Source organism: Streptomyces sp. N35 (genome assembly GCF_016464295.1).
Classification (GTDB): Bacteria; Actinomycetota; Actinomycetes; order Streptomycetales; family Streptomycetaceae; genus Streptomyces.
On the sequence record NZ_JAEIMH010000190.1, the window covers coordinates 1 to 2,146 of the forward strand.

General features: G+C 69.0%; 2 protein-coding genes. Both read right to left on the reverse strand.

What is annotated here, in order from left to right; genetic code table 11:
* Positions 1–60: 60 nt before the first annotated feature.
* Positions 61–264, reverse strand: a complete 204-nt coding sequence (locus tag JAO81_RS41780) for an acyl-CoA carboxylase subunit epsilon (protein ID WP_199553235.1) — start codon at positions 262–264, stop codon at positions 61–63.
* Positions 265–313: 49 nt separating this feature from the next.
* Positions 314–1,906, reverse strand: a complete 1,593-nt coding sequence (locus JAO81_RS41785) for an acyl-CoA carboxylase subunit beta (RefSeq protein ID WP_199553236.1) — start codon at positions 1,904–1,906, stop codon at positions 314–316.
* Between the last annotated feature and the right edge of the window lie 240 nt (positions 1,907–2,146).

Genomic DNA, 2,146 nt, shown 5'->3' on the forward strand with positions numbered 1-2,146 from the left:
CGCCCCGCACCCCCACCGAGGGGGCGCGGGGCGTCAGAAGCCCGGTGGGGCGGCGGGCGCTCAGCCCTGCCAGGAGTGCGGGGCGCGGAAGCCCGGGGTGCGCTCCAGGCGGCGCCAGCCGGCCTTGTCGCGGCCGCGGGACGGGGCCGGAGCCTCGGGGGCCGCGGCGGCGCGTGCGAGCAGGATCGCCGTGATGGCCGCGAGCTCTTCGGGCTCGGCGTGACCCTTCTCGACGCGAAGGAGGTTGTCGGCAGGAGAAGTCATGGGGTTCGGATCTCCGTAAGGGGTGAGGCAGGAAGTCGGAGGCACCGCGTCACTGCGGCGGGTTGCCGTGCTTGCGCGACGGCAGATCGGCGTGCTTGTTGCGCAGCATCGCCAGGGACGAGATGAGGACCTGTCGGGTCTCGGACGGGTCGATGACGTCGTCCACGAGGCCGCGCTCGGCCGCGTAGTACGGGTGCATCAGCTCGGCCTTGTACTCCTTGACCATGCGCGCCCGCATCGCCTCCGGGTCCTCGGCCGCCGCGATCTGCCGGCGGAAGATGACGTTGGCGGCACCTTCGGCGCCCATCACCGCGATCTCGTTGGTGGGCCAGGCGTAGGTGAGGTCGGCACCGATGGACTGGGAGTCCATGACGATGTAGGCACCTCCGTACGCCTTGCGCAGGATCAGGGAGATCCGGGGCACGGTCGCGTTGCAGTAGGCGTAGAGCAGCTTGGCGCCGTGGCGGATGATTCCACCGTGCTCCTGGTCCACGCCGGGCAGGAAGCCGGGTACGTCCAGAAGAGTGACGATCGGGATATTGAAGGCGTCACACATCTGGACGAAGCGTGCGGCCTTCTCCGAGGCCTCGATGTCGAGCACGCCCGCGAGGGTCTGCGGCTGGTTGGCGACGATGCCGACCACCTGACCATCCAAACGCGCGAGGGCACAGACGATATTCCGCGCCCAGCGCTCGTGGACCTCGAGGTAGTCGCCGTCGTCGACGAGCTCCTCGATGACCTTGTGCATGTCGTACGGGCGGTTGCCGTCGGCCGGGACCAGGTCGAGGAGCACGTCCGAGCGGCGCTCGGCGGGGTCCTCGGAGGCTACGACCGGCGGGTTCTCGCGGTTGTTCGAGGGCAGCATCGAGATCAGGTAGCGGACCTCGGCGATGCAGGTCTCCTCGTCGTCGTACGCGAAGTGCGCGACGCCCGAGGTCTCGGCGTGCACGTCCGCGCCGCCCAGGCCGTTCTGCGTGATCTCCTCGCCGGTGACCGCCTTGACGACGTCGGGTCCGGTGATGAACATCTGCGAGGTCTCGCGGACCATGAAGACGAAGTCCGTGAGGGCGGGGCTGTAGGCCGCGCCGCCCGCGCACGGGCCGAGCATGACGCTGATCTGCGGGATCACGCCGCTGGCCCGGGTGTTGCGCTGGAAGATGCCGCCGTAGCCGGCGAGCGCGGAGACGCCCTCCTGGATACGGGCGCCGGCGCCGTCGTTGAGGGAGACCAGCGGCGCACCGGCCGCGATGGCCATGTCCATGATCTTGTGGATCTTGGTGGCGTGGGCCTCGCCGAGGGCGCCGCCGAAGATCCGGAAGTCATGCGCGTAGACGAAGACCGTGCGGCCCTCGACCGTGCCCCAGCCGGTGATGACACCGTCGGTGTAGGGCTTCTTGTTCTCCAGGCCGAACCCGGTCGCCCGGTGCCGGCGCAGCTGCTCGACCTCCTGGAAGGAGCCCGCGTCCAGGAGCAGCTCGATGCGCTCGCGCGCGGTCAGCTTGCCCTTGGCGTGCTGGGCCTCGGTGGCCTTCTCGCTCGGTCCGGCGACGGCCTTGGCACGGATCGCGTGCAGCTCGGCCACGCGGCCACGGGCGTCGGTGGGCTCGCCGCCGGCAAAAGCAGCCTCATCCAAAACGGTCATGTAGCGACCTTACGAAGCACCCATGGGGAAACGGTCCGTCGACTTCGCACAGTCTCCGGCCCGTTTTCCTGGTACCCCCGGACAGAAGCCCACTTCAGTGCAGGGCAACCGACTGCTCAAGGGGTGGCCACGTTGTAGAGGTCACACAATGGCCTCAGGGAGGGGCGGACCGCAGGCACGTTACGCCATGCGGGTCGCGACACGGGCCCGGATCGCACAGCTGTTGAAAGTTAAACCAAA

What these genes read in the sequence shown, in the direction of transcription:
- JAO81_RS41785 (WP_199553236.1), bottom strand. Translation starts at nt 1,906, where the DNA reads ATGACCGTTTTGGATGAGGCTGCTTTTGCCGGCGGCGAGCCCACCGAC.
- JAO81_RS41780 (WP_199553235.1), bottom strand. Translation starts at nt 264, where the DNA reads ATGACTTCTCCTGCCGACAACCTCCTTCGCGTCGAGAAGGGTCACGCC.